The following is a 23867-nucleotide window of genomic DNA, read 5'->3' as shown; positions in this document are numbered from 1 at the left end:
ACGTGGCACATCGGACGTACGCTGGAAGATGTGGGTGATCACACCGATACTTCCGGTAACGAGGCGCACCAGCTGCGCACCCGCCTCGTGGGGAGCCTGCGGTCGCGCGGGGTGATCCGGAGCGGGGCGGTGGAGACGGCGATGCTGGCCGTGCCGCGCCACCGGTTCGTGTCCGAGGCGCCGCTGCGCATCGCCTACGCCGACGACGTCTACGTCACCAAGCGGAACAGCGACGGCGAGCCCGTCAGCTCCGCCTCGCAGCCCGCGATCGTGGCCGAGATGCTGGAGCAGCTCGACGTGCGGCCCGGCCACCGCGTGCTCGAAATCGGGGCCGGTACCGGCTACAACGCCGCCCTGCTCGACGCGCTCGTCGGCCCCGAAGGCGCAGTGACCACTGTGGACATCGATGCTGAGACGGCCGGGCGGGCGCGCAGGGCGCTCGAAGAGGTCGGCTCCGGGCGCGTGCGGGTGGTGCAGGGCGACGGCGAACTCGGGTTCGTCGACGACGCGCCGTACGACCGCATCATCGCCACCGTGGGCACCTGGGACCTGCCCCCGGCCTGGTGGGACCAGCTCGCAGAGGGCGGCAGACTCGTTGCGCCCCTGAGTATCCGCGGGTGCGAGCATTCGGTCGCGTTCGACTACTCGGACGGCGCGATGCGCAGCCGCTCGATCGTGAGCTGCGGCTTCATGCCCATGCGCGGCCTCGGCAGCCAGGAGGGCCAGGCCGTCGAACTCTCCGAGGGCCGCATCATGACCTTCCATGTGGAGCACGAAGTCGAGGCCGACGGCGTGCGCGGCGTGCTCGACGGGCGGGGCACGACCGTATGGACCCCGGTGCAGCTCAAGGTGAACGACGATGCCACGCAGCTCTCGCTGTGGCTGGCCTGCGCGTTCGCCGGATACGGGCGCATGAGCGCGCCCTTCGGCGACCACGGCCTGCAGCGGCTGCTGCTGCGCTGGGCCAACCCGGCCGTGGTGGAGGGCGAGGACTTCGCGTACCTGGTGTGCCGCAGGACCGGCGGCGGCATCGAGATCGGGGTGCGCGGCCACGGGCCGCACGGCCCGGCGCTCGCCGCGCGCGTCGCCGAGGAGGTGCGCGTGTGGGACCGCGAATGCCGCGACGGCGTGAGCCTCCAGATCACCGCCTACCGCAAGGGCACCGGCCCGGAGGTCGAGCCGCGCTTCACCGTCCCGAAGCGGCACACCCGCCTCGCGATCGAAGTGGCCTTCGAAGGGAACGGCTTCGAGTAGTGGACGAGACCCCAACGGCCGCTTCGGGATTGGCGGCTGGGGGCGTTGCCCGCGCATTGCGTGCGAACCGATCTGAGCGGCCGTCCGCAACCCTCCCGTTCCCTGCCTTACGGTTCGAACTAGGGTGGGAAGGCGTCGTCGCCCGACTCTCGCCGCGTCCACCCCCTGGCGCCTCCTCTGGACCGGGCGACCCCGTGTAGCGACATCACTGCGACCGGTCGCAGTGGATGCAATGCAGTAATAGTGGCTGACGCCCCGGAAATACTCCCGGCCCCACTCGCCTCCGCCCCGAGTCGGCCGGTCGAAAGCCGTTCCCAGAAAGGACGCCCCATGTCCGAGCCGACGTTCAAGCAGCGGGCACGCTATTGGTTCGACAACACCATGTCGAAGGGCACGAAAGCGCTCATTGGTTGGCTGACCGTAATCACCTTGGCGCTCACCGCGATAGGCGCGCTATTCCTCGCGATCGCAGGAGGGGCCGACGGCTTCGGCGGTACATTGTGGAAGTCGTTCATCCACATCCTTGACGCCGGGACCATTACCGGCGACGAGGACGGCGGCCCCGCGATGGTCGTCATGTTCGTCACCACCATCGGCGGCCTGGTGATCCTGTCGTCACTCGTCGGTGTGCTGACCACCGGTCTCGACGCGAAACTCGAGGACCTCCGGAAAGGCCGCTCGCTCGTCGTTGAGAAGGATCACACCGTCATTCTCGGATGGTCCGATCAGGTCTTCATCGTCATCTCGGAATTGGTGGAGGCCAACGAAAGCGAGAAGCGCGCCGTCATCGCCATCCTCGCCGACCGCGACAAAGTGGAGATGGAGGACGAGATCCGCACGAAGATCCCGAACCTCAAGTCCACACACGTCGTCTGCCGCACCGGCGACCCCGCCGACCCCGACAGCATCGCCCTCGTCAACGCCTCGCAGGCCAAGAGCGTCATCATCCTGACCTCCGCCGAGGACGACCCCGACGCGCAGCTCGTGCGCTCGCTCCTCGCCGTCACCCAGGGCGGCAACGGCATCAAGTGCCACGTCGTGGGCGCGGTCGTCGAAGGCCGGAACCTCCCCGCGGCCCGCCTCGCCGGCGGCCGCGCGGCCCACATCGTCGACGCCAACGACCTCATGGCCCGCCTGATGGTGCAGACCTGCCGCCAGTCCGGCCTCTCCGTCGTCTACACCGACCTGCTCGACTTCGGCGGCGACGAGATCTACATGGTCGAAGAGCCCGGCCTCTTCGGCCGCCCGCTCAGCCAGGCCCTGCACTCCTACCGCACGTCGTCGTTCATCGGCGTGCTCACCAAGGAGGGCCGCTGCATCATCAACCCGCCGTCCTCGGCCTCGCTCCAGCCCGGCGACAAGCTCATCCTCATCGCCGCCGACGACTCCGCGATTCAACTCGACGGCTCCCGGCCCGTCATCGACGAGAGCGCCATCGTCGCCCGCGCCGACCACGGAAACCGGCCCGAGCGCACCCTCATCCTCGGCTGGAACGCCATGTCGCGCATGATCCTCGAACAGCTCGACCAGTATGTGGCGCCCGGTTCGGTCACCGACGTCGTCTCCGACCACCCCGACGCGCCCGACGCGATCCGCAAGATCGGCCCCACCATGCGCGTCCAGGGCCTCAACTTCAAGGAGGACGACACCACCGACCGGGTCCTCCTCGAATCGCTCAACCCCGGCTCGTACAACCACATCATCGCCCTGTGCTCGGACGACGTGGCCCCGCAGCTCGCCGACTCCAAGACCCTCGTGACCCTGCTGCACCTGCGCGACATGGCCCAGCGCAGCAACAGCCGCTTCAAGGTCGTCTCGGAGATGGCCGACGACCGCAACCGGACGCTCGCCCAGGTCACGCAGGCCGACGACTTCATCGTCAGCGACAAGCTCATCAGCCTCCTGCTCACCCAGACGGCCGAGAACCCGCACCTCTCGCAGGTCTTCGGGCAGCTGTTCAGCCCGGACGGCTCCGAGATCTACCTCAAGCCCGCCGAGCACTACGTGCGCCCGGGAGTGCCGGTCAACTTCTACACCGTCGCCGAGTCCGCGCGCCGCCGCGGCGAGACCGCCATCGGCTACCGCGTGGCCGCCCTCGCCAAGCAGGCCCCCGACTACGGCGTGCACCTCAACCCGGACAAGGGCGTGCAGTTCATGCTGCAGCCGGGCGACAAAGTCATCGTCCTCGCCGAGGACTGAACCGGTCGCGCCGGTCGGGGAGCGGCTCTCGTCGCGGACGGTCACCGTCACCCGACCGGCGTACGACCATGGTCGTAGGACGCTTGTGACCTTCGGCCGATGCCGGTGTCAGGGGCCGCAGGTAACTTCGATGGAGACCGCAGCACCCAGCGGAGGAAACAGGAAATGACCGACACCACCACACCCGCCCCCGACGCGGCCGAAGCGCCGCCCGCGCGGGCCCCGATCACCCGATTGTGGGCCTACGCCCGCCAGCACCTGCGCCTGCTCATCATCGGCGGCGCGCTCTCCTTCGCCGGAGGCCTCGTCGGCCTCGTCCAGCCGCTCATCGCCATGGACGTCATCGACACCCTCGCGGCGAACGAATCGCTGACCAGACCGCTGCTCTACCTCGGCGCGGTCGTCCTCGTCGGCGGCGCGCTCGGCGCCCTCGGCCCGTACCTCATGCAGATCGCCGGGCAGGACGTCGTCCTGACCGTGCGCAAGCAGCTCATCGACCGGCTCGTGCGCCTGGAAGTCGCCGAAGTCGACCGCCTCAAACCCGGCGACCTCGTCTCCCGGCTCAGCTCCGACACCAACCTCCTGCGCACCGTCGCCAGCACCACCGTGATCGGCGGCGTCACCGACTCCTTCATGATCATCGGCGGCATCGCCCTCATGGCCTGGCTCGACCTGGCCCTGTTCGGCACCACCATGGCCATGGTCGTGTTCGTCACCGTCATGATGCTGTTCATCATGCCGCGCATCCAGAACGCGACCGTCGCCTCGCAGAAGGCCCTGGGCGACATGGGGTCCCTGCTGGAGCGGATCTTCAGCGCGTTCCGCACCGTCAAGGCCTCCAGCGCGGAGTCCCGCGAGATCGAGCGGCTCAACGGCGCCGCCACCGTCGCCCGCGACACGGGCGTGAAGGCGTCCTTCTGGGAGGCGCTCGCGGGCGTGGTCGCGTTCCTGCCGGTGAACATCGCGTTCCTCATGGTCCTGGGCGTCGGCGGCGCGCGCGTCGCCTCCGGGGCCATGGAGGTCGGCACCCTCATCGGCTTCCTGCTGCTGCTGTTCTACCTGATGGGGCCGATCAACGGCCTCGTCGCGTCGCTCTCGCAGCTGCAGACCGGCCTGGCCGCGATCCACCGCGTCGAGGAGGTCGCGAATCTCGACGCCGAGGACTCCTCCTCCGAGGGCAACCTGCCCGAGGCCGTGCGCATCCCGGTGAGCTCCGGTCCCGCGCAGGTGGTATTCGAGGACGTCACCTTCCGGTACGCCGACGACCTGCCGTACGTCCACCACGGCGTCTCGTTCACGTCGAGCGGACGCGGGCTGACCGCGCTCGTCGGCCCTTCGGGCGCCGGCAAGACGACGGTGTTCTCGCTGATCGAGCGGTTCTACCCGGCCACCACCGGCTCGGTGAAGGTCGACGGCGTCGACGTCGCGGACTGGCCGCTCGAGGAACTGCGCGGCCTGATCGGCTACGTCGAGCAGGACGCGCCCGTCCTGGACGGCACGCTCCGCGAGAACCTCGTGATGGCCTCGCCCGATGCGAGCGATGCGGACCTGGACGAGGTCGTGGAGGTCGCGCGGCTCACCGAACTGGTCGCCAAGCTGCCGGACGGGCTCGACTCGCGCATCGGCTACCGGGGCACCACCCTCTCGGGCGGCGAGCGCCAGCGCGTCGCGATCGCGCGGGCACTGCTGCGCAAGCCGCGCCTGCTGCTGCTCGACGAGGCCACCTCGCAGCTCGACGCCGCGAACGAGGCCGCACTCAAGCAGGTGATGCTCGACGCGGCGGAGCGCACCAACGTTCTCGTTGTGGCCCACCGGCTCTCGACGGTGACCAGCGCCGACCAGATCGTGGTCTTCGACGCCGGGCTCGTGCGGGCCGTCGGCACGCACGCGGAGCTGGTGGAGAAGGACGAGCTGTACCGCGACCTGGCCGCTTCGCAGCTGCTCACGGCCGTTTAGGAAAAGCGCTGACGAGCGCCGGACCCCGGCCGGGGTCCGGCGCCGAGTAGCGGAGCGCCGCAGGGCGATGCGATGGCCGTGCGGTCATCGCCGATGCGTTAGACGGAGCCTGGGCGGGCGTGCCTGCGGCGCTGGTTCAGCTTCGCCTCGCGGTCGTTAGGCGAGACGGCCACCTCCTACGGCGCTGGTGCAGTTTCGCCGCGCGCGATTGCCGAGCGAAACGGCACCTCGCGGGCGTGCCTGGGGGCGCTGACTCAGCTTCGGCTGGGGGCGTTGGCGAGCGCCTTGCGGACCAGGCCGGCGAGCTCGGTGTAGTACTCGTCGACGTAGTGGTACGGGCCGATGCCCCAGCGGTGGCCGGGGTCGGCGACACGCAGCGAGGCGTCGACTTCGACCGGCGGCAGGGCACGGTCGTCGAGGGCCGCTTCGAGGAGATCGTAGGCGCGCTCGAGCCAGGCGTTGTTCCGGCGGGTCCGGCGCAGGTCGCTGACCGGCTTGCCCGCCGTGTCGAGGGCGGCCCAGAAAGCGCGGTGGATGAGCACCGGCCGGGCGGGGAGCCGCTTCACGAACTCCCTTGTGGCCGTGGCGAACGGGCCGTCGTCGGCGAGCTCGGTGTCGTTGGGCACGAGCGTGTTGCCGGGCCGCTCTTCCAGGCCCGCGTTGCGGAAGTAGATCGTCGAGGTCACCAGCCCGGAGCCGGTGTCGATGAGCTGCCAGCGCTCGTCGATGAGGTCGATGACGATCGGGTGGTCGATGCCGGCGAGCGGGTTGAGCGCCGTCTTCTGGTGGTCCTCCACGATCGTGCGCCGCTGGAAGGCCGAGTCGAGCTTGATGTCGTCGGGATCGATGGGGCTGGGCGTCGACACGAGGCTCTGGATGCGGGTGCGCGAGACGAAGTGCACGGGCGGAGGCAGCGGGTCGCGGCCGAGGTCGGCGGCGTCGCGGCTGACGCAGCAGCCGATCAGCGAATAGGTCGGCTCCATGGGGGGCTCCGTTCCGGTTGCGGGCGCGAAAATGTCCAGTGTGCAGGACCGGGGCGGCGTGCGGAAGTGCTGGAAGAGGCCACTTCTGTTGTTCCGCCGCAGGCAATCTGCGCGCAACCTGGCGCCCGTCTCGGCGCAACCGGGGACATTCGAGCGCTTCGATGCTTGACGTGCGGGCGCGGATGGGCCAAGATGTCTTAGAAAACGGTTCCTATCAATATATGGATCGTTTCGGGGAGGTCCAGCCTCCCCGGCTTCCCTTCCGGAGCGCCGATCTAGAAACCGATACCTGCGGCTCGCGACCTCGGGCATCGGATCGCGGCATCCCTGCCGCGATCGGACCGGCCGGGAGGGGACCGAACGGGAGGCCGTCGCCTCGGTGACCGTACCGATGGTCAGGGTGGTGCATGCCGGGGTGGCCACCACCGCCGAGGCGACGGCCTCCCGCACGGCCGTTCATCGTCGTGCCGCTTTGCGTGTCCGCCACCGCCGCGCGCCGGATTTCTGACATCGTTCAGGCACCGTTCATGTTCGCGCCGAACGGGTGACGACCGCGGCCGCTTGACTGAAGGCCCATCCCCGATGGAAACCGCGCCGAAAGGCCGCGCCGTCCCCACGAAAGGACCTTCATGTCCCTCAAGAGCGTGCTCCTGCGCGGCGCGGCCGTGCTGACCGCCGCCGGAGCCCTCGCCGGCCTCGCCGCCGCCCCGGCCGCCGCCAAGCCCCACCACGACGAACCCCTCGTCATCGCGCACCGCGGCGCCAGCGGCTACCTGCCCGAGCACACGCTCGAGGCCTACGCGCTCGCCGTCGAGATGGGCGCCGACGTCATCGAACCCGACCTCGTGCTCACCAAGGACGGCGAACTGCTCGCCCGCCACGAGCCGGTCCTCGACGAGACCACCGACGTCGCCGCGCACCCCGAGTTCGCCGACCGCAAGACCACCAAGCTCATCGACGGCAAGCCCGTCACCGGCTTCTTCGCCGACGACTTCACCCTCGCCGAGCTCAAGACCCTCCGCGCCGAGGAGCGCCTGCCGGCCCTGCGCCCGGGCAGCGCCGAGCACGACGGCGAGTTCGAGCTGGTCACGTACGACGAAGTCCTCGACTATGTGGCGACCCTCGACCGCAAGGTCATCACCTACCCGGAGATGAAGCACCCGTCCTACTACGGGGACAAGGGCATGAGCATCGAGGACGCGCTGGCCGACCTGCTCGAGGAGCGCAAGCTCGACAAGAAGCGGTCGCCGGTGTGGATCCAGTCGTTCGAGTACGAGAGCCTGCTCAACATCGATGAGCGCGTCGACAACCGGATCGGGCTGAACATCGACGGCCAGGGCGCGATCCCGGACGCGACGCTCGACGAGTACGCCGAGACGCTGGACACGGTGAGCCTCAACAAGAACCGGATCTTCCCGCGCGGGGCGGACGGCTCGATCTCGGAGCCGACCGACATCGTCGAGCGCGCGCACGAGCGGGGGCTGGACGTGCACGTCTGGACGTTCCGGGCCGAGAACTCGTTCCTCCCGGCGAATCTGCGCGAGGGCTCCGACCCGGCCGCGTGGGGCGATTACGAGGCCGAGTTCGAGCTGTTCTACGACCTGGGCGTGGACGCGGTCTTCAGCGACTTCCCGGACCTGGCGATCGCCGCGCGCGACTGCTAGCCCGGGGCCGACCCAGGATTCGCACAGAGAAAGAGGGGCCGCCCTGCCGCCGGGGCGGTCCCTCGGCGTTTCCCGGACCCGCCGCGTGGCGTCTTGCGGCCTCGCCTCGCCGCGCCGCGCGCGGCGCGGCCGCGCTGGGCGCGTAGGGCGTGCCCCTTCCCACCCGCATCCGCCTTCCGACCAACCGAAAAAGACCACGGTCTCATGGGGTGTGACATGTGAGGGTGGTTCGCGGATGGGGTCAGCGGGGGATTTGCAGTTCGAAGTGGACTGTTTGGAAGGGTGCCTCGGGGGTTTCGGGGCGCATTTCGTTGATGGCGATGCGCTCGTCGAAGAGGATGGTGCCGCGCTTGGACCAGAATTCCACGGCTCCGGGGGTGCGGGCGTCGGTGTGGAGGTAGACGGCGGTGTAGCGGTCGCGGCCGGCGATGAAGTCCAGGCAGGCGTCGACGAGGGCGGCGGCCAGGCCGCGGCGGCGGTGCTCGGGGCGCACGTAGACGCGGTAGAGGGTCGCGGTGCGGCCCTCCTCGAAGCGGTTGGTCACCTCGGGCGGGTGCGGCGGTGAGACCGGGGTCTGGCCGCGCACTCCCGCGGTGGCGGCCACGACGCCGTCCTGGGCTGCGACGAAGAGCGTGTTGTCCTCGGGCGCAAGGTAGTACGAGTCGATGTCGATGATGTCGGAATGCCATTGCGGCAGGTAGCCGTGCCCGAAATCCCGGTAGACGGTGTCGAGCATCACCGATCGCGCGCCGGGGAGGTCCCCGGGTTCGGCCTGCCGGAGAACGTAACCGTCTACACCTCGGGCTTCACGCGTCACAGCGATATCTGACATGTGTGCCATTATTGCATTCGATTTGCAATAGGAAACCCCTAGCGATAAGAGACGAGGCTCACGCCATGCCGCTCTCCCGGCGCTCCCTCATCACCGCAGCCGCACCCCTCGGCCTCGGCGGCGCGCTCGCCACTTCGGGCTGCTTCTCCTCTGGCGCAAGCGAATCCGGCACTCTCGTCTTCGCCACCGCGCTCACCTCCGCGGCCGGGCTCTCGCCGCATTCCGAGGACGCGTTCCTCCTGGCCCGCTGGGCCGTCGCCGAAACCCTGCTCGGCCTCGACGACAACGGCCTCCCGGTCCCGAGACTCGCCCTCGACTGGGTCCAGACCGAGCCCACCGCGTGGGACCTGACGCTTCGCGAAGACGTCGTCTTCCACGACGGCTCGCCGCTCGACGCCTTCACCGTCGCCGTGGCCCTCAACTCGGCCGCGCAGTCCGCGAGCGTGCCCCGCGTCATCGACGGCATCGGCCTCTCTGTCGACGACACCGGCGAACACACCCTCCGTCTCACCACTGATCTGCCCGACCCGGTGCTGCCGCAACGACTCTCGAGCCCTTACCTCGCGATCCTCTCCATGGGCGCCTACGCGAGCGACCCCGTCGACCCGGTCGGGCACGCCACCGGGCCGTTCGCCATCACCGAATCTACGACCACCGGGGTCGTGCTCGAACGCAACGACGACTACTGGGGCGAGCCCGCCAAGATGGCCGGCTTCCGCGCCGACTACGTGCCCGACGCCGCCACCCGGGTCGCCGCCCTGCGCTCCGGCGAAGCCCATGTCATCGAGGCGGTCCCCTACGCGCAGATCGCGAACCTCGACCCCTCGCAGCTCCAGGACGCCCCGACCGGCCGCACCGTCAGCCTCTACCTCAACACCGCGAACGGCCCCCTCGCCGACCCCGCGCTGCGGGCCGCCGTCGCCGCCGCGATCGACACCGCGCCGATCGTCGACGACATCTACGAGGGCCGCGCCGACGCGCCCGAAGGCCTCTTCGGCCCCGCCCTCGCCTGGGCCGCCGACCACCGCGGCTACACGCTCCCCGCGGCCGGCACCCCGAACGGCGAGGCCCTGACCCTCGCCACCTACTCCAACCGCGCCGAGCTCCCCGAAACGCTCACCGTCCTCGCCGCCCAGCTCGAGGCCGCCGGATTCCAGGTGGAAACCGAAGTGCGCGAATACAACGACATCGAGCCCGACATGCTCGCCGGGGACTTCGACGCGTTCCTCATGTCGCGCTCGGTCGTCCAGGACTCCGGCGACGCCTACACGTACCTCGACTCCGACTTCACCAGCGACGGCGGCTTCAACGCCGCCCTCCTCGCCGACCCCGCCGTGGACGTCGCCGTCGCCTCGATCGCCGCCGCAGCGGAGCCCGGCATGGCCCCCGAGGACGCCGCGGCGGCGCGCCAGAGCGCCGTCCTCGACGCCGAGGCCGTCGTGCTCGCCACCGTCGCCGTCATCCCGATCGCCCACGAACGCCTGGTCACCGGTGTCGCGGGCGGCGCCGCGAACGTCACCAGCGACCCGCGCGAACGCGAGATCATCACGGCCGCAACCACTATGGAGTAGCCAGTGGCGCTCCTGCGGGCAACCCTGACCCGGGCCGCGGTCCTCCTCGCCGTGCTCGCCGCCATCGGCCTGCTGCCGTGGCTCGCCGACCGCGACCCCGCCCTCACCGTCCTCCGCGCCCGCTACCCGGGCCGCGAAGCCACCGGCGGCGCGCTCGATGCGATCCGGACCGAACTCGGGCTCGCCGCCGGGCCTGCCGCGATCCTGCGGGACTGGCTCTCGGGACTGGCGCGAGGCGACCTCGGGACCTCTTGGACCAGCGGGGAAGCCGTCGCCGAAACGGTGCTGCCGGCATTGGGGACCTCGTTGACGGTGATGACCGCTGCCTTCGTTGTCACGTTCGCTGTCGCGGCCCTTGCCTGTGCGCCCGCGCTGCGGCGGGCCGCTCAGGGGCGGCCGATCGGAGCGAGCGGTGTCGCGGTCGCGTCGTTCGCGGCACTGCCCGACTTCCTCATCGCGACATTGGGCGTGGCGGTGTTCGCGACCTGGGCCGGCGTGCTTCCGGCGTACGGATTCAGCGGCCCGGCCCATCTGGTGCTTCCGGCCCTCGCGATGGGCCTGCCCGGCGGCGGGGTCCTCGCCCGGCTCGGGCGCGACGCCATCGGCCGCGTCGCCGCCGAAGACTGGGTCCGCCAGTGGCGCGCCGCCGGATACCCGCGGAGGCGCATCGCGCGCGGCCTCCTGCGCCGGGCGCTGCCGCCCGTGCTGCCGCAGTTCGCGATCATCGCCGTCTCGATCACCGGCGCGGCCGTCGCCGTCGAGACGATCTTCGCCGTCCCGGGCCTCGGCCGCGCCGCCCTCGCCGCCGCCGACGCGCAGGACCTCCCGGTGCTGCAGGCCTGCACCGCCCTGCTCATCGCCTTCGGTTTCGCGGCCGGACTGATCGCCCGTCTCGCCGTCCGCGCGCTCGACGGGCCTGCCGCCGAAGCGGCGGCCCCGGTCGCCCCGCCCGTCTCCGGCGGACGCGGCCGCCACTACGTGTGGATCGCCGCCGCCGCACTGCCCGTCCTCCTCGCAGTCGTATACGGCGCCTTGCGCTCCGGCGAGATCGCCACCGGTCCGCGTCTCGACGGGCCCTCCGCCGCGGCTTGGCTCGGCACCGACGAGCTCGGGCGGGACGTGCTCGCCCGCCTCGGGCATGGCGCGCTCTGGACCGCCGGGGCCGCGCTCCTCGCGTGCGGCCTCGCCTATCTGCTCGCGCTCGCCCTCGGGTTCGCGCCGCGCCTGGCGCATCCGCTGGCCGAGGCGTTCAACTCGTTCCCCATCGCGATCGCCGGGATGATCGTCGTCGTGGTCCTCGGCCGCGGCCAGTTCGGGGCGGTCCTCGCAGTCGCGGCCGTCTCCTGGCCGCCGCTCGCCGCGCACGCCGCCGAACTCGTCGCCCAGGCCCGAGGCGCCGGGCACCTCGAAGCGCGCCTCGCCCTCGGTGCCGGCCGGTGGTGGATCCTCCGCAGGCACACCCTGCCCCTGGTCGCCGGACCCCTTGCGGCGCATGCCGGTCTGCGCCTGCCCGGCATGGCCCTCGGCGTCGCGTCGCTCGGATTCCTCGGCCTCGGCGCCGCCCCCGACAGCCCCGAATGGGGCGCGAGCCTCGCCCGCTCGCTCCCGTACCTCGAACGCGCGCCCCTCGCCGTCCTCGCCCCGGCCGCCGCGATGGTCGCCCTCACGCTCGCCGTGATGGCCGCCGTCTCGATGCCGCGCCACCGCCAAACTCCTGCGAGCCGTCGGCGGGCCGTGGGAACGTGAGTGGGTTCGATCCCGCATGCGAAGGAGCAGCGCCATGACCTCGATCCCGGTGGGTGCGCCCGTCTGGTCCGACTCCCTGACCGCCGACCTCGCCGCCGACGTCGCCTTCTACGAGTCCCTGTTCGGATGGAAGTCCGTCGACGCGGGGGAGGAGTTCGGCCACTACACGACCTTCGGTATCCCCGACGGGACCGAAGGCGGCCGCGCGGTCATGGGCATCATGCCGTGCCCGCCGGACGCGCAGCCGAGCCATGTGTGGAACGTGCACTTCAGCGTCGAGGACTGCGACGCGGTCACCGCCCGCGCCCGCGCACTCGGCGCGGACGTCATGATCGAACCCGAGGACATGGGCGGGCGGCTCCGCTTCTCCATGCTCAAAGACCCGCAGGGCGCGGAATTCGGGCTCGTCGAGATGCGCGAGGCCGGCAGCGGCTTCGGCGTGTGGGGCGAACCCAACAGCGTCGGCTGGATCGAATACCGGCTCGACGGCGTGCCCGCCGAAGCCATGCGGTTCTACACCGACCTCCTCGGCTGGAAGATCACCACACCGCCGTGGGAGGACAACGCGAACGACAAGCCCTACGCGGCCTTGAGCGCCGTCGGCGACGAGCGCGAATTCGGCGGCTGCCACGCCTCCGAAGGCTTCGAACTCGGACTCCCCGCCCAGTGGACCGTCATGCTCGGCGTCGAGGACGCCGACGACGTGTGCGAACGCGCCGTCGAACTCGGCGGCTCCATCGCGGGCCAGCCCATGGACGTGCCCGGCCTGCGCATCGCCGGCATCGCCGCCCCCAGCGGCACCATCGCGGGCATCATGTCCCCGCGCCCTTGGGAGTAGCGCCCGGCGCTCAGTCCATCTGCTTGCTCGACATGATCGTGAAGTGCGCGCCCGTCGGCGACACCAGCACCGCCATGCGCCCGCCCGGATCGTCGACGGGCGCCACCGCGACCCGTCCGCCCAAATCGACCGCCTTCGCGGCCGTCAAGTCCACCGAGTCCGTGCCGAAGCACACCAGCCAGTGCGGCTTCATCCGCACCTCCGGCCCCAGCGCCATCCGCGCCCCGCCGAACTCCACCGAACGCTCCGTCAGATGCTCGTGCGTCCACAGCCCCACATACGGCGCGTCATGCGACGGCTCGTCCTCGCCCGGCACCCGCACCGACCAGTTCAGCAGCTCCGAATAGAACTGCATCGCCTCCACCGGCGCCCCGTCGTACACGTACTCGAACCACACCGCCGCGCCCGGCTCCCCGTACGCCGTGAACCCGACATGGTCGCTCATCGGCTCGAACAGGCCGAACGCCCCGCCGTCAGGGTCCTTGAACGCCGCGTACACAAGATCGTCTCCCACCCGCACCGGATGGCTGACGACGTGGGCGCCCAGCTTCTCCGCGTCGGCCGCCGCCCGGAAGCAGTCGGCCACATGGAACGCGACCCCCCACGCCGACAACGCGTCAGGATCCCCAGGCGGGTTCGGCGCCAGGCCGCCCACCGCCCTCGCCACCGACACCGTCGAACCCAGGCACAACTCCGTGTAGTGCCCGAACTCCTCCCCGGTGCCGAACGTCGACCACCGGAACAGGCGCGTATAGAAGTCCAGGTCCCGAACCAGATCGGGCGTGTTCGCATCGGCCCAGATCGGGGCCCCGAGCGGAATCTTGGTAGGCATTCGGCTTCCTCCACAGTCGGATCGGCTGCACTCACCGTCCCACGGGGGTACGACGCGGGCAAGACCCCTAGTGCGGCCGGACCAGCCGGTTACCCGACCTCCCGGCCCCGGAAACGCCGCGGCCCGCCGGCGCAGCGCACCGGCGGGCCGACCCGGAACGCCTAGGCCCGGTTGCCGTTCTGCTGCCGCAGCAGATCCCGGATCTCCCGCAGCACTTCGATCTCCGCCTCGGCGTGCACCTCGTCGACCTCCTCGGCCACCGGCGCGAACCGCTCGCGCAGCTTGTTCATCGGCAGCACGACCACGAAGTACACCGCCAGCGCCGTCAGGAAGAACACCAGCAGGCCGTTCAGGAACAGCCCGTACGGGAACACCACGCCGTTCACCGTGAACTCGCCGCCGACCTCGGCCCCGCCCGTGACCAGCGTGATGAGCGGGTTGAGGAACGCGTCACCGAAGGAGGCCACCAGCGCCGTCATCGCCGCACCCATGACCACCGCGACGGCGAGCTCCACCACGTTGCCGCGCATCAGAAAATCCTTGAAACCTTTGATCATGCGAAGAGTCTCGCATCCGCCCCGACCCGGTCCGCCGCCGAGAAACCCTGTGTCGACGTGGCGCACGCGACATCACTCGCACGGAACAATGCGGCCGGTCAAGTGGTTGCACCGAAACGTGGGCCGGACTCGACTCCCGGCCGCCAACCCTGAAGCACGGCTTGAAAGGCACTCCCCATGAGCGACATCGTGATCGGCGGCGACCTCCAGGTGAACCGGCTCGGCTACGGCGCCATGCGCCTGACCGGCGACCCCGGCATCTTCACCCCGCCGAAGGACCGCGCGGCCGCCGTCGCGGTCCTGCGCCGCGCCGTCGAACTCGGCGTGAACTTCATCGACACCGCCGACGCCTACGCCTTGGGCGACAACGAGAAGCTGATCGCCGAAGCCCTGCGCCCGTACGCGGACGGCGTCGTCATCGCCACCAAGGGCGGCAACACCCGCCCCTCGCCCGAGGAGTGGGTCGCGGTCGGCAACCCCGCCTACATCCGCCAGCAGGTCGAACTCAGCCTGCGCCGCCTCGGCGTCGAGACCATCGACCTCTACCAGATCCACCGCCTCGACCTGGGCCTGCCGATCGCCGAGCAGATCGAGACGGTCGCCGAGCTGCAGCGCCAGGGCAAGATCCGCCACATCGGCCTCTCCGAGGTCACCGTGGACCAGCTCAAGGAGGCCCAGGCGGTCGCCCCGATCGCGAGCGTCCAGAACCTCTACAACCTCATCAACCGCCAGAGCGAGGCCGTGCTCGACTACACCGCCGAGCAGGGCATCGCGTTCATCCCGTGGTTCCCGATCGCCGCGGGCGAGCACGCCGGCCCCGACGGGCCGGTCGGCAAGATCGCCGCCGAGATCGGCGCGACCCCGGCGCAGACCGCGCTGGCGTGGCTGCTGCGCCGCTCGGACAACATCGTGCCGATCCCGGGCACGAGCTCGATCGCGCACCTGGAGGAGAACGTGGGGGCGCGCGAGCTCGAGCTCACGGACGCCCAGTTCGAGGCCTTGAACGCGCTCGCTTCGGCGTAACCGCTGTATGGAGGACCCGCGCCCAGCGCGGGTCCTTTTGCGTCCCTTAGGGGTTGATCGGGGCGATGCGGAACCGCTCGAATTCGGCGGTGGGGCCGTCGGGGTTGGCGAAGACGATGGTGTTGCGGCCTTCGCGCAGGTCGACGATGACCGGGTAGGTCCAGAAGTCGTTCCAGGTCCAGGTGCCGCGCATGGGGTAGCGGCCGGCCTCTTTGCCGTTGACGGCGACGGCGCAGTGGCGGGTGACGATGTCGACGTTGTACTCGTGGCCGTCGGTGCGCTCGTCGTTGGCGTAGCTGATGAGGAGCGCGTGGGGGCCTTCGGCGGTGTCGACCTCGATGGCAGCGGTGGCGCCGCGGCCGTTCCAGCCGATGACGTGGCCGCGGTGGGCGAAGTCGTTGACGACGAGGCAGGAGCCGCCGGCGCGGGCGACTTCGGCGGCGTCGACCTCGATCGGCTCGGGGCCGGTCGCGGGGGCGACGAGGAGGGAGCCGTCGATCGCCTCGGTGCGGAGGCGGTTGATGCCGGCGTGGAGGAACACGGGCCGGGCGAGGTCGACGAGGACGTCCTGGTTCTGGGGTCCGGCGAGGATCGCGGTGTCGGCGCCTTCGATGCGGTGGTAGCCGGCTTCGGCCGCGTAGAGGTCGAAGACGAGGCCGTCGCCGTGGAGGCGGGCGAAGGCGGCGTCGTAGCAGACGCGGCCGCCGCGGCGTTCGGTGAGTTCGAGCTTGTCGAGGGCGACTTCGCCGTTGGCGGTGCCGATGGCGCCCGATTTGGACAGTTCGACGGTGTTGGAGCCGGCCCGCAGGGTGAGGGGGACGCGGGCGATGGAGCGGTGGCCCCAGTTCATGGTGCTGGGGTAGTCGAGGAGGCGTTCGGCGCCGTTGACGGTGAGGACCTGCTGCGCCGGTTGGGGTTCGGTGGCCTCGGCGCCGCGCCCGTACATGTGGGAGTAGAAGACGGCGAGGTCGTATTCGCCGGCTTTGGGGACGACGACCTGGAAGACCACGGCGGAGTCGGTCTTGTTGAGGCCGCACACGTCGTGCTCGCCGGAGGCGGCGAAGGCGTTGCCGTCGTCGGCGTGGCCGTGCCGGGTGATCTCGCCGGAGGTGATGTCGGCGGCTTCGGCGTCCCACTGGCCCTTCCACGGCGGGGGGCCGATCACGGCGGCCTCGCCGGGGGTGAGGGTGATCCAGTAGGCGGCCATGCGGTCGGGGCCGTAGACGGGGATCTCGAGGTCGGCGGGGTCGGCGACGACCTGCGCGATGGGTTGCGGCGGGCCGGAGGCGCCTTCGTAGCCGGTCCAGTCGATGCGGTGCACGGTGGCGGTGACGCGGTCGCCCCACAGCTCGGGGTCGAGCCCGGTGGCGGCGACGGTGAAGTCCTCGACGGTGCCGCCGACGAGGATCTGCGCGGTGCCCCGCTCGGCGTCGAGGCTCGCGAGCCCCTGCAGTGTGTCCACAGTGTTCGGATGGGGCGGGACGACGCGCACGGTCTGGCCGGTCATCCCCGAGTACGCCTTGAGGAACCACCACGCGCCGTTGGGCAGGTTCGGCTGCGGGGCCGCGCCCGAGTAGCCGCCGGCGGCGGTCCAGTACGCCATGTCGGCGTGGACCTTCGCCTCCTCGAACATCGCCGCCCACTGCACGAGCTGGCCGGGCACCGAGAGGTCGCGGTTGTTGCCGTACTCGTCGATGTTGACGCGCCGCGGCGCGATCCCGAGCGAGCGCTCCAGGCCGCGGTAGGCGGCGTAGTGGCCGCGGAACTCGGCGAGAGAGCGCGGCGAGAGCTCGTGCCAGGTCATCCACTCCGGGAGCGTCCCGGTGTCCCTGGCGCGCCTGAGGAAGTGCGGCAGGAACTCGGGGTGGTAGTAGGCCTCGTTCGGGCCGGCGATCGGCACGCCCGGCGCGAGCCCGCGCAGCAGCTGCACGGTGGTGATCCAGTCGGCGAGGAACCGGTCGTACTTGGCGGGCGCGTTCTCCTTGAGCGAGTACCAGATCCAGTCGGGCTCGTTGAACGGCACCCACACCAGCCGCCCGGCGTTCTCGGGCGTGAGCATCGGCGGGACGACCGCGCACAGCCGCTCGTGGTAGACGTCTATCCCCGCGTCCTCGTACGGCCATTTCGCGAACAGGTCCTGCAGGTACACGAACGCGAGGCCGTCCCCGTTGCGGCGCAAGGCGTTCACCACGCTCGAGGCGTCGCCGCCGGGATGCTGCGCGCCGCCGTCCGGCTTCACCCCGAGCGTGGTGATGTCGAGCGCGTCCAGCAGCTCGTCGCCGGGCACGCCGTCCTCCGAGAGGCCGTACAGCGACCCGGCCGCGCCGTGCAGCACCGGACCGGTCGGGGCGGCGAAGTCCGCGGTGAGGCGGGCCGCCCCCTGGGGGAGGGGGGTGAGGGCCATGGCCGGGCCTTTCGCGTCAGGATCGGGGGCGGGGCGGGCCCGAGGTCTCGCGGACGATGAGCTCCGGTTCGGGCCAGCTCGGCTTCGGCCGCGGGTTCGAGCCGTCGATGCGGTGGCGCAGCAGCTCGAACGCGCCGCGGCCCACGCTCTCGAAGTCCTGGTTCACGGTGGTCAGAGCGGGCGTCGTGTAGGCGGTGAACGGCGTGTTGTCGAAGCCGACGATCGAGAGGTCGCCGGGGACGCTGCGCCCGGCGAGGTGCGCGGCGCGCAGCGTCGCGAGCGCGAGGTGGTCGTTGCCGCAGAGGATCGCGGTCACCGAAGGGTCGGCGACGAGCGGCTGGACCGCCTTGAACGCCTCGGCGAACGTCCACCCGGAGGGCACCGGGTCCGGCACCTCGCGTCCGGCCTCGCGCAGGGTCCGGGACCAGCCCTCGGCGCGGTGCGCCTTGCCGCCGCCGAACGTCCCCGTCGAGGTCGGGATCGCCAGGTGGTGCACCGTCTCATGCCCCAGGTCGAGAAGGTACTTGGTGGCCTCGGCGGCCGCCTTGCCGTCGTCCATGCCCACCAGCCACGGCGAGGCGGCCAGCTCTTCGGCCGTGTACGGGCCGATCGCGACCATCGCCTGCGGCTGCGTGTCGAGCAGGACCTGCTTGGCCCTCATGCCCGGCTCGTCGTGGGCCATGATGATCGTCGGTTCGCCGGCGCGCGGCAGGCGCGCGATGATGTCGGCGTCCGAGTGGGTGTCGGCGGGGTCGAGCACGGAGATCTGGACGCTCCAGTCGAGCGACCTGGCCGCCTTCTCGATGCCGCGCAGGGCGGCCTCCGGTCCGTAGAGGGAGGTGTCCGCTGCGAGGACGGTGACGGACTCGACCGCGCCGCCCGCGAGGCTGCGGGCCAGCCGGTTGGGCCGGTAGCCCAGTTCGGCGATGGCGTCCAGGACCTTGTCCCGGGTGGCCGCCGCGACCCGCGGCGAGCCGTTCACGACGCGGGAGACGGTCTGGTGGGAGACCCCGGCCAGCCGCGCCACGTCCCAGATACTGGCTGCCTTCTTCGGTTGCGCCATCGCTGCAGGTTCTCTTTCTTGTCCGTCGCAGGCCGTCCCAGGGGTCCGGGCCGTCCCGGTACCAGTGTGGCCGTTGTCCCATACGACGATACGCCGAGTGATGTTAACGATCACTCGAGTTATGCGTCAAGAACAGTACAACACAGTTCTGTAACGGAGTGGTCATGTCGAGGTCACGGTTTCAAAGGCCCCCGCAAACGCCCCAAACGGCACAACCGCCGCTTCAGTTCCTCCGGTAGCGGCCTCCGGCAAGCTTGTGAGGCCGAGTTCACACACTCGAAATCTTTGGCGACAACTTCTTAACACGCAGGCCCGGGTCGCGTAACACGTCTTGGTGAAGCTGGCTTCACTCCGGTAGGTAGGAGCATCACGCGCCGGCCGCTCGTCGGTCGGCGCGTGACACACGCCTACGCCGAGCACCGTCGCTCCCCTCACGCCGGAAAGCCCTGAAGCCCGCAGTACGTACTACCTATCTCTGGAGAGAGGAGGCGGCCATGCCCGAGCTCGACACCGGCAGCAATGCCTGGATCTTGACCTCCGCCGCCCTTGTTCTGCTCATGACCCCCGGTCTGGCCCTGTTCTACGGCGGTCTCACCCGGGCCTCGAGCGTCCTCAACATGATGATGAAGTGCCTCGTCGCCATCGGCGTCGTCTCCATCGCCTGGGTCCTCGTCGGCGAGTCGATCGCGATCGGCAACACCGACCCCGAAACCGGCTCCGCGGTCACCAACTCCTTCTTCGGCGACCTCAGCAGCTCGTTCGGCCTCGACTACCTGACCGACCTCGCCGGCGTCACCGCGGGCGTCTCGAACGGCGCCCTCTCGGCCTTCGGCATGATGTTCGCGATCATCACGGTCGCCCTCATCGCCGGCGCCGTCGCCGACCGCATGAAGTTCTTCTCCTGGGTCATCTTCGCCACCGTCTGGGTGGTCGTGGTCTACGCTCCCGTGGCCTTCTGGGTCTGGGGCGGCGGCTGGATCGAGGACTGGGGCGTGCTCGACTTCGCCGGCGGTTCCGCGGTCCACGCCAACGCCGGTGCCGCGGGCCTCGCCCTCGCGCTGGTCGTCGGCCGCCGCATCGGCTGGAAGGACGGCAACTTCGCGCCGCACAACCTGCCGCTCGTCGTCATCGGCACCGGCCTGCTGTGGTTCGGCTGGTTCGGCTTCAACGCCGGCTCCGCCTTCGCCTCCAACGGCACCGCCGGCCTGGCTCTGCTGAACACGCAGGTCGCCACCGCCGCCGCGATCCTCGCCTGGCTCATCGTCGACCGCATCCGCGGCATCAAGCCCTCCGTGCTCGGCGCCTGCTCCGGCGTCATCGCGGGCCTCGTGGCCATCACCCCGGCCGCCGGTTACGTCGCCCCGGTCGGCGCGATCGCCATCGGCGCCGTCGCCGGCATCATCTGCCCCTTCGCCATCGGCCTGAAGCACAAGCTCGGCTACGACGACGCGCTCGACGTGGTCGGCCTGCACATGGTCGCGGGCATCTGGGGCTCGATCTCCGTGGGCCTGTTCGCGGTCTCCGAGGTCACCGTGATCGCCGGGGTCTACGACGAAGGCGTGGACGGCCTCCTCTACGGCGGCGACGCCTCCTTCCTGGGCAAGCAGGCCGCCGCGGTCCTGGCCGTGGTCGCGTTCTCCTTCATCGCCTCCCTCATCATCGCCTTCATCCTGAAGTTCACCGTCGGGGTGCGGATCAGCGAGGAAGAGGAGCTGGCGGGCATCGACGCCGCCCAGCACGGCGAGGCCGGCTACGACCTGCCCCTCAACGGCAACACCGGCACGGGTCTGCCCGAGACCAACGCCGAGGCCGTCGAGAAGCTCAACGCGTAACAACCGACTTCACGTCACCGCCCTCTTGGCGATGCGTGCGAGCCATAAATCAATTGGGAACGGCCGCCTCCCCCCGGGGCGGCCGTTCCGCGTTCCCGGGTTCAGGTCACGCCCGATCCGGGCATCACCGGGCGGCAGGCCCGCCGCCATCCCCGTTAAGCTCGTAGGAGTCCAGCGCGCCCGGCGCCCGCTGGAGCCGCGCCCCACGGGGCCAGCTGCAAATCCGTACTGCACCATCGAGAGGTTCGCCCGTGTTCGACGCTCTGTCAGATCGACTGTCCGGGATCTTCGAGTCGATCCGCGGCAAAGGCCGCCTGACCGATGCCGACATCGACGCCACCGCCCGCGAGATCCGCCTCGCCCTGCTCGAAGCCGACGTCGCCCTCCCGGTGGTCAAGACCTTCATCAACGAGATCAAGGAGCGGTGCAAGGGCGCCGAGGTCTCCAAGGCCCTCAACCCGGCCCAGCAGATCATCAAGATCGTCAACGAGGAGCTCATCGCCATCCTCGGCGGCGAGACGCGGCGCCTGAACTACGCGAAGCAGGCCCCCACGGTCATCATGCTCGCGGGCCTCCAGGGCGCCGGCAAGACCACGCTGGCCGGGAAGCTCGCCAAGTGGCTCAAGGGCGACGACCACTCGCCGCTCCTCGTCGCCGCCGACCTCCAGCGCCCCAACGCGGTCGGGCAGCTCCAGGTGCTCGCCGAGCGCGCCGGCGTGGCCGTCTACGCGCCCGAGCCGGGCTCCGGCGTCGGCGACCCGGTCAAGGTCGCGACCGACTCGATCGAGGAGGCCCGCCGCAAGGGCCACGACGTGGTCATCGTCGACACCGCCGGCCGCCTCGGCATCGACGAGGAGATGATGCAGCAGGCCCGCGACATCCGGGCCGCCGTCAACCCCGACGAAGTCCTGTTCGTCATCGACGCCATGATCGGCCAGGACGCGGTCAACACCGCCGAGGCCTTCCGCGACGGCGTGGGCATCACCGGCGTGGTCCTCTCGAAGCTCGACGGCGACGCCCGCGGCGGTGCCGCGCTCTCGGTGCGGCACGTGACCGGGCAGCCGATCATGTTCGCGTCCACCGGCGAGAAGCTCGAGGACTTCGACGTCTTCCACCCGGACCGGATGGCCTCCCGCATCCTCGGCATGGGCGACATGCTGACCCTCATCGAGCAGGCCGAGGCCGTGTTCGAGGAGGACCAGAAGGAGGAGATGACCCAGAAGCTCCTCAAGGGCGAGGACTTCACGCTCGAGGACTTCCTGGAGCAGATGCAGGCCATCCGCAAGATGGGCCCGATCGGCAACGTGCTCAAGATGATGCCGGGCATGGGCCAGATGCGCCAGCAGATCGACTCCATCGACGACAAGCAGATCGACCGCACCTCGGCGATCATCCGCTCGATGACCCCGGCCGAGCGCCGCGACTCGTCGCTCATCAACGGCTCGCGCCGCCTGCGCATCGCGAACGGCTCGGGTGTGACCGTCTCCGAGGTCAACCAGCTCCTGACGCGGTTCAAGGAAGCGCAGAAGATGATGCGCGGCATGACCGGCGCGATGGGCCTCGGCGGCGGCACGAAGGCCACCAAGTCGCCGTACAACAAGCGCAAGGGCAAGAAGGGCAAGAAGAAGCCCGTCGCCCGCGGCGGCCGCCCCGCGCAGAACGCGACGCCGCAGCTCCCCGCCGGCATGCAGCTGCCCCCGGGCATGCCCGACCTCTCGCAGCTCAACCCGGGGGACCTGCCGAACATCGACTTCGAGAAGTTCCTCAAGGAACAGAAGAAGGACAAGTAGAAGCCGTTCTAGTGCACCGGGAGCACTCGTTCCCGGTGCGCCGGTGAGGCGACCGACGAACATCCGCTGAGGCCGGATCGCGCAACGCGCGATCCGGCCTCGCGTGTTCTCGGACACGGTGAATGCGGGGCATTGGACGGCGTCGCCGGTCTGCGCGCCCCCGTTGCACCTGCGGAACCGTCCGGGCGATACTGCGAGGCGATGAACGCACTTGCACCGCTTTCGCCCGCGCCGCTCGAGCCTTTGCACTTCCGGGTCGTCTGGCTGCCCGACGACACCGTGCGCGACGTGTACGTCGACGGCGACCGGCTCGGGTTCGAGCCCGTGCCCGGCGCGCGCACCGTCGCCACCGCCGGGTTCGCGCTGCCCGGGCTCGTGGACGCCCACTGCCACATCGGGATCCGCCGCGGCCCCGTCCCGATCGAGAGCCTCGACGAAGCCCGCGAGCTGGCGCGCACCGATCGCGACACCGGGGTGCTCGCCATCCGCGACGCCGGGTCGCCCTACCCGTACCCGGAACTCGTGGGCGAGGAGGACCTCCCGCGCCTCATCCGGGCCGGGCACCACATCGCCGCCTCCCGCCGCTACCTGCGCGGCATCGGCCTCGAATGCGAGCCGCACGAGGCCGTCGCCGCCCTCGCGCGCCAGGCGAAGCTAGGCGACGGCTGGGTCAAGCTCGTCGGCGACTGGATCGACCGAGGCAAGGGCGACCTCGCCCCCTCGTTCGAGCCCGAGATCCTCACGGCCGCAATCCATGCCGCCCAGGCCGAGGGCGCCAAAGTCGCCGTGCACACCTTCTCGGAGGAGGCCGTCGCCTGCGTCGTCGAAGCGGGCGTCGACTCCGTCGAGCACGGCACCGGGCTCGCGCCCGACCTCCTCGACCGCATGGCCGAGCGCGGGATCGCCTTGGTGCCCACCATGATCAACATCGAGACGTTCGACGACATCGCCGCCGGCGCCGACGTCAAGTTCCCCCGCTACGCCGACCACATGCGCCGCCTCAAGCAGGGCTTCCCCGAGGTCGTGCGCGCCGCCTGGGAAGCGGGCGTGTCCGTCTACCTCGGCACCGACGCGGGCGGCGGCATCGACCACGGCCTCGCCGCCGAGGAGATGCAGTTGCTGCACGAGAAGGCCGGCATCCCGGCCGCGGACGTCGTCGCGGCCTCCTCCTGGCGCGCCCGCGAATGGCTCGGCATCCCAACGGATCTGGGCGACCTCGTCGTCTACGAGCGCGACCCGCGGGCCGACATCGCGGCCGCCCGCGAGCCCGCGGCCATCGTCCTGCGCGGCCGACTCCTCAAGGCGCCCAAGTAAAACGCCTGA

17 protein-coding genes are annotated in these 23867 nt (G+C 70.5%); 11 read left to right on the top strand and 6 right to left on the bottom strand.

Features of this window, described 5'->3' with window-relative positions; genetic code table 11:
* The first annotated feature begins 30 nt into the window (after nucleotides 1–30).
* From fxlM to J5V16_RS07680, 3 genes are all read left to right on the top strand, one after another.
* Nucleotides 31–1254 (top strand): methyltransferase, FxLD system, encoded by a 1224-nt coding sequence (gene fxlM / locus J5V16_RS07690; RefSeq protein WP_208495487.1) that lies wholly within the window; start codon nucleotides 31–33, stop codon nucleotides 1252–1254.
* Between the two features lie 330 nt (nucleotides 1255–1584).
* Nucleotides 1585–3453, top strand: coding sequence for a CASTOR/POLLUX-related putative ion channel (locus tag J5V16_RS07685; protein WP_208495486.1), 1869 nt, complete (start codon nucleotides 1585–1587; stop codon nucleotides 3451–3453).
* A 165-nt stretch (nucleotides 3454–3618) separates the two neighbouring features.
* Complete coding sequence (locus J5V16_RS07680; RefSeq protein ID WP_208495485.1) at nucleotides 3619–5409, top strand: ABC transporter ATP-binding protein; 1791 nt, start codon at nucleotides 3619–3621, stop codon at nucleotides 5407–5409.
* 254 nt (nucleotides 5410–5663) lie between these two features.
* Here J5V16_RS07680 and J5V16_RS07675 read toward each other — a convergent pair whose 3' ends face one another.
* On the bottom strand, nucleotides 5664–6392 hold the full coding sequence (locus J5V16_RS07675) for a DUF6270 domain-containing protein (protein ID WP_208495484.1): 729 nt from the start codon (nucleotides 6390–6392) through the stop codon (nucleotides 5664–5666).
* A gap of 629 nt (nucleotides 6393–7021) precedes the next feature.
* Between J5V16_RS07675 and J5V16_RS07670 the strand changes: the two genes are divergently transcribed.
* Nucleotides 7022–8056 carry a glycerophosphodiester phosphodiesterase family protein gene (locus J5V16_RS07670; RefSeq protein WP_243900883.1) on the top strand — a complete coding sequence of 345 codons (1035 nt, stop codon included), beginning with the start codon at nucleotides 7022–7024 and terminating at the stop codon, nucleotides 8054–8056.
* 241 nt (nucleotides 8057–8297) lie between these two features.
* Here J5V16_RS07670 and J5V16_RS07665 read toward each other — a convergent pair whose 3' ends face one another.
* Nucleotides 8298–8888, bottom strand: coding sequence for a GNAT family N-acetyltransferase (locus J5V16_RS07665; RefSeq protein WP_208495483.1), 591 nt, complete (start codon nucleotides 8886–8888; stop codon nucleotides 8298–8300).
* Between the two features lie 65 nt (nucleotides 8889–8953).
* Between J5V16_RS07665 and J5V16_RS07660 the strand changes: the two genes are divergently transcribed.
* Genes J5V16_RS07660 through J5V16_RS07650 form a run of 3 tightly spaced genes read left to right on the top strand, consistent with a single transcriptional unit; the run spans nucleotide 8954 to nucleotide 13043 of the window.
* Entirely contained in the window at nucleotides 8954–10459 is a 1506-nt protein-coding gene (locus tag J5V16_RS07660; protein WP_208495482.1) for an ABC transporter substrate-binding protein, read from the top strand.
* A 3-nt stretch (nucleotides 10460–10462) separates the two neighbouring features.
* Complete coding sequence (locus J5V16_RS07655; protein ID WP_208495481.1) at nucleotides 10463–12205, top strand: ABC transporter permease subunit; 1743 nt, start codon at nucleotides 10463–10465, stop codon at nucleotides 12203–12205.
* 34 nt (nucleotides 12206–12239) lie between these two features.
* Nucleotides 12240–13043, top strand: coding sequence for a VOC family protein (locus J5V16_RS07650; protein ID WP_208495480.1), 804 nt, complete (start codon nucleotides 12240–12242; stop codon nucleotides 13041–13043).
* A 10-nt stretch (nucleotides 13044–13053) separates the two neighbouring features.
* On the opposite strand, the gene J5V16_RS07645 is transcribed toward J5V16_RS07650, so the two are convergent.
* The gene (locus J5V16_RS07645; RefSeq protein WP_208495479.1) at nucleotides 13054–13875 is read right to left on the bottom strand and encodes a VOC family protein; all 822 of its coding nucleotides are present in this window, start codon (nucleotides 13873–13875) and stop codon (nucleotides 13054–13056) included.
* Nucleotides 13876–14036: 161 nt separating this feature from the next.
* Nucleotides 14037–14432, bottom strand: coding sequence for a large conductance mechanosensitive channel protein MscL (gene mscL, locus J5V16_RS07640; RefSeq protein WP_208495478.1), 396 nt, complete (start codon nucleotides 14430–14432; stop codon nucleotides 14037–14039).
* Nucleotides 14433–14609: 177 nt separating this feature from the next.
* Here mscL and J5V16_RS07635 point away from each other — a divergent pair, with 177 nt between their 5' ends.
* Nucleotides 14610–15455, top strand: a complete 846-nt coding sequence (locus J5V16_RS07635) for an aldo/keto reductase (RefSeq protein ID WP_208495477.1) — start codon at nucleotides 14610–14612, stop codon at nucleotides 15453–15455.
* Nucleotides 15456–15501: 46 nt separating this feature from the next.
* Here J5V16_RS07635 and J5V16_RS07630 read toward each other — a convergent pair whose 3' ends face one another.
* Together J5V16_RS07630 and J5V16_RS07625 are read right to left on the bottom strand one after the other, a co-directional pair.
* The gene (locus J5V16_RS07630) at nucleotides 15502–17859 is read right to left on the bottom strand and encodes a carbohydrate-binding protein (protein WP_208495476.1); all 2358 of its coding nucleotides are present in this window, start codon (nucleotides 17857–17859) and stop codon (nucleotides 15502–15504) included.
* A 16-nt stretch (nucleotides 17860–17875) separates the two neighbouring features.
* Complete coding sequence (locus tag J5V16_RS07625) at nucleotides 17876–18922, bottom strand: LacI family DNA-binding transcriptional regulator (RefSeq protein WP_208495475.1); 1047 nt, start codon at nucleotides 18920–18922, stop codon at nucleotides 17876–17878.
* A 494-nt stretch (nucleotides 18923–19416) separates the two neighbouring features.
* On the opposite strand from J5V16_RS07625, the gene J5V16_RS07620 reads away from it, so the two are divergent.
* The 3 genes from J5V16_RS07620 (at nucleotide 19417) to J5V16_RS07610 (ending at nucleotide 23858) form a co-directional block, all read left to right on the top strand.
* On the top strand, nucleotides 19417–20754 hold the full coding sequence (locus J5V16_RS07620; protein ID WP_208495474.1) for an ammonium transporter: 1338 nt from the start codon (nucleotides 19417–19419) through the stop codon (nucleotides 20752–20754).
* Nucleotides 20755–21005: 251 nt separating this feature from the next.
* Nucleotides 21006–22544, top strand: coding sequence for a signal recognition particle protein (gene ffh / locus J5V16_RS07615; protein WP_208495473.1), 1539 nt, complete (start codon nucleotides 21006–21008; stop codon nucleotides 22542–22544).
* 201 nt (nucleotides 22545–22745) lie between these two features.
* Complete coding sequence (locus J5V16_RS07610; protein ID WP_208495472.1) at nucleotides 22746–23858, top strand: amidohydrolase family protein; 1113 nt, start codon at nucleotides 22746–22748, stop codon at nucleotides 23856–23858.
* The last annotated feature ends 9 nt before the right edge of the window (nucleotides 23859–23867 follow it).

The sequence above is a fragment of the Glycomyces niveus genome, from assembly GCF_017592475.1.
Lineage (GTDB): Bacteria > Actinomycetota > Actinomycetes > Mycobacteriales > Micromonosporaceae > Glycomyces > Glycomyces niveus.
The sequence above is the reverse complement of the archived record's forward strand: the minus strand, read 5'-3'. Positions and strand labels throughout refer to the sequence as shown.